This window comes from Lishizhenia sp. (assembly GCF_057456495.1).
This window is the reverse complement of sequence record NZ_JBVCPV010000213.1, coordinates 1-4399: the sequence shown is the minus strand read 5'-3', so window position 1 is coordinate 4399 and position 4399 is coordinate 1. Positions and strand designations below refer to the sequence as shown.

The 4399-nt window shown below is 39.4% G+C and carries 3 protein-coding genes; all 3 read right to left on the bottom strand.

The genetic code is table 11. The features are described 5' to 3' along the window. The coding region (locus AC22ZQ_RS12725; protein ID WP_318959144.1) for a hypothetical protein at positions 1-594 on the bottom strand (594 nt) is incomplete at its 3' end. Between the two features lie 110 nt (positions 595-704). Continuing rightward, positions 705-2756: a phenylacetic acid degradation bifunctional protein PaaZ gene (gene paaZ / locus AC22ZQ_RS12720; protein WP_318959143.1), complete on the bottom strand. Its 2052-nt coding sequence runs from the start codon at positions 2754-2756 to the stop codon at positions 705-707. Positions 2757-2889: 133 nt separating this feature from the next. Beyond that, the coding region (locus AC22ZQ_RS12715; protein WP_318959142.1) for a vitamin B12 dependent-methionine synthase activation domain-containing protein at positions 2890-4399 on the bottom strand (1510 nt) is incomplete at its 5' end.

The window sequence follows — 4399 nt, the reverse complement described above, 5'->3', positions numbered from 1 at the left end:
GATTATATCGTTATGGTAAACTCGAAATTTTTCCTCACCAATACGCTTTCTCCACTCTTCATTCATTTCTTCATCCACTTTGATGATTTCAAATGAATATTTAGACATGGCACCTTTCATAATTCCCGACAAAATCACGAATCCATTTTTTGCTTTGTAGATACGTGATACGGGGAAGTTATAATCCCATGTTTTAGAAACATCATTCATTGTTTCTAGCTTAAGCTCTCCCAATAACTCTCCTGAATCATCAAAGGAACGAACGAAAACCGCTCTCTCTTTTAAATCTCCAAATGCAATGGCAAAAGCATCTTCACCTACAGCACTTGAAATGGTATAGGCATTTTTAGACAACTCCGTTTGTGCACTCACGATTTCATTCAAATCGTAATCAATTGCATCTACAGTATACGTTCTTGTCTTTCCTTTTTGACCATCTTTTTCGTATATACTAAGGTAACCTGAGCCACTATTTTCATAGGCTCCCGAAAAGGATCTCACTTCATCAACTTCTCTTTCTTGACCGATTAAAGGTGTGGTGATTAGATTAATGGCCATTGCTCCACCGAATAGAGCTACTTTTTTTAGATTCATAATTAGATTAATTAATTAGGCTTGCTAATATAATTAAACCTTCACACTAAAAACTGAAAAAGGCCATTCATTTCTGAACAGCCTTAAAAATCTCTTTACTCTAGTAACTATTATTTACTCTGGTCAATTTTCTTCACCATCGTTAAGATAGTTGCCAATGCAACTGTTTCTCCTGTTTCGTCATAAACGTCTACCAAGAATTTAACAATTCCTTTTGCAACATCATCTTCTGAACGTTTCTCTTGATCGATTTTCTCTTTCACAGTGAAACGAACTCCAATGGTTGCTCCTGGGTAAACTGGTTTTGTAAATCTTGCTTCGTCTATACCGTAGTTCAAAAGAACTGGACCTTTCTTAGCATCTACAAACAACCCTGCCGCTTTCGATAAAATGAAGTACCCGTGTGCAACTCTTCCTTCGAAAATAGTTCCATCCAATGATGTTTCATCCATGTGCGCATAGAAGTTATCTCCAGAAACATTAGCAAAGTTTACGATATCCGTTGTTGTTACAGTGTGCTTCGCTGTAAATACAGTATCACCTACATTCAATTCTTCAAAGTGCTGACGGAATACGTGAGGGTTTGCCTCTGGTTGTGCTGCACCAACTTGGAATTGTTGTGTGATTTCTGAAATCGTTGTTGGGTGACCTTGGATAGCTGTTCTTTGCAAGTAATGCATGATACCACGCTTACCTCCCATTTCTTCACCACCACCAGCTCTACCTGGTCCACCGTGTGTTAACAATGGCATTGGAGAACCGTGACCTGTACTTTCTTTCGCACAGTCTTTATTCAATACTAAAATTCTTCCATTCATGTGAGCTGCTTCAACAACAAACTCCCTTGCCAATTTATCATCAGCAGTTACAATAGAAGTTACCAAAGATCCTTTTCCAAGTTTCGTTAATTCTACAGCATCGTTGATGTCTTTGTAAGGCATAATTGTAGAAACGGGTCCGAATGCCTCAACATTGTGAACATCCGTTTTGTTGAAAGGGTCGTTGTTTAACATTAAGATAGGCGACATAAATGCACCTTTCTTACCGTCTGCTCCCATTACTTCAACATTGTCTAAATCCCCAAACAAAGTATCTTGAGATTTTTGTAACAACTCTACATTCTCTCTTACTCTACTTACTTGAAGTTGGTTGATCAATGCTCCCATTCTAACTCCTTCTACTGTTGGATCTCCAATGGTAGTTTTCGCTAAACGAGCTGTTAATGCATTTTGTACATCCTCCACCAATTTCTCTGGAACCATGATACGACGAATAGCTGTACATTTCTGTCCAGTTTTTACGGTCATTTCACGAGATACCTCTTTGATAAACAAATCAAACTCAGGTGTACCTGGTACTGCGTCTTCACCTAAAACAGAAGCATTTAATGAATCTGCCTCCAAGTTAAACGGAACTGAGTTTTCTATGATACTTGGTGATGCTTTGATTTTTTGCCCTGTAGCTGCAGACCCTGTAAAGGTTACAACATCTTGGTTGCTTAAGTTATCAATGATACCTCTACCTAAACCAGAAACTAGTTGAAGTGAACCTTCTGGTAGGATACCTGAATCAATGATATCTTTCACCATACATTCTGTTAAGAAAGAAGTGTGCTCAGATGGCTTAACCATTGCTGGAACACCTGCCATTAAGTTCACCGCTACTTTCTCCAACATTCCCCAAATTGGGAAGTTAAATGCATTGATGTGAATTGCAACCCCTTGTTTTGGCACCATGATGTGGTGACCGATAAAGCTACCTCCTTTAGAAAGTGGTGCCGCTTGTCCGTCAACATAATAGGGTAAATCTGGGAATTGGCGACGCAAAGAAGCGTTAGCAAATAAGTTACCTATACCTCCTTCAATATCTATCCAAGAATCCACACGTGTTGCACCTGTTGCAGTACTTAAGGTGTAGTATTTTTCTTTTTTCTCGAGTAAGTGGAAAGCCAATGCTTTTAACATACGACCTCTTTCTTGGAAAGTCATTTTCCTCAAGGCTCTACCTCCCTTATCTCTACCCCAAGCCAATGCAGCTTCGAAGTCTATACCTGCTGAAGATACTTCTGCGAATTTCTCTCCCGTGATGGCGTTAAAAACTTCTGTTTCTACTCCTTCTCCGGCAACCCACTTACCTTCAACGTAATTTTTTATGATTTGCATGAACTGTCTTTTTTAAGCGTCCACGAAGATAAGGGTCTGTAGGGTGAAATCAAAATATGGGCATGACAATACTACAGATGTGTTAAGGAGCAAATATTGGGTCGACAGTTCAGTCGACCCTTCTTTAAGTTCTTCAAATTAAATTTGGGTGTAACCACCTTTCCATTTCATCGAAAGATTTCCCTTTGCGTTCTGCTATATTTCCCACTTGTTCTTCAGTTATTTTCCCCACACCAAAATACTTCGCTTGCGGATGCGCAAAATACCATCCAGAGACTGAAGCTGTAGGTAACATTGCTAAGCTTTCTGTAAGACTAACCCCTGTTAATTCCGTTGCATTTAACAATTCAAACAAGGTGATTTTTTCAGTATGATCTGGACATGCAGGATAACCTGGTGCTGGTCGAATTCCTTGGTACTTTTCTTTAATTAATGCCTCATTATCTAATGCTTCATCAGCAGCATAGCCCCAGTGTTCTCGTCTAACATCTTGATGTAGTTTTTCGGCAAAAGCCTCAGCAAGTCTATCTGCTAGTGCTTTCAACAGTATAGAATTGTAGTCATCGTGATCTGCCTCAAAGGCTTTCACACGCTCCTCTATTCCAATTCCCGTGGTAACAACAAAAGCACCAATGTAATCTTTCAACCCACTTTCTTTAGGCGCAACAAAATCACTCAAGGCTAAATTATCCGCATTGGCCGATTTCTTTAACTGCTGTCGTAAACTATGTTGAACCGCTTTTACCTCTGTCCTACTTTCATCTGTATATATTTCTATATCATCTCCAACGCTATTGGCTGGAAACAAGCCATAAACCGCTTTTGCTTGCAACCACTTTTCATTTACTATTTTCTGCAACATTGCTGTTGCATCTGCATAGAGTTTAGTAGCTGCTTCACCAACGATTTCATCTTTGAGAATTCGTGGAAAACGACCTGCTAATTCCCAAGTTTGAAAAAAAGGAGTCCAGTCAATAAAATCTATCAACTCCTCTAAACGGTAATCATCAAAATGATATACCCCCATATGTTTCGGCGTATAAACCTCGTCTGATTTCCAAGTAATATTTAATTTATTTGCTTGAGCCTGTTCCAAAGAGAGGTAGGTTTTACGTCCTCTATTTTTGGCATGATGCTCTCGCAATTTTTGATATTCATCTTTAATATTTGCGACATAATCCGCCTTGCGTTGACCTAACAAACTCTCCACAACAGTTACTGATCTTGAAGCATCCAATACGTGAACTGTTTGGTCGTTTTGATAGTTCTCTTCAATTTTCACCGCAGTATGCACGCGCGAAGTTGTAGCTCCGCCTATCATCAATGGTATGTTTAGATCGGCGCGTTGCATTTCCTTGGCTACCGTAACCATTTCATCTAAGGAAGGAGTGATTAATCCACTCAAACCAATAACATCTACCTTCTCTTTAATCGCCGTTTCAATGATTTTTTCGGCACTTACCATTACCCCTAGGTCAATTACCTCATAGTTGTTACAACCCAAAACTACTCCTACAATATTTTTCCCAATATCGTGTACATCCCCTTTTACGGTTGCCATCAAAACTTTTCCGGCAGCAGATTGCACGCCATCTTTTTCAGCTTCAATGTAAGGTAACAAATAGGCTACGGCCTTCTTCATT

Bases quoted from the DNA above. Each gene is read 5' to 3' on its own strand.
- paaZ (WP_318959143.1), bottom strand. From the start codon at position 2,756: ATGCAAATCATAAAAAATTACGTTGAAGGTAAGTGGGTTGCCGGAGAA.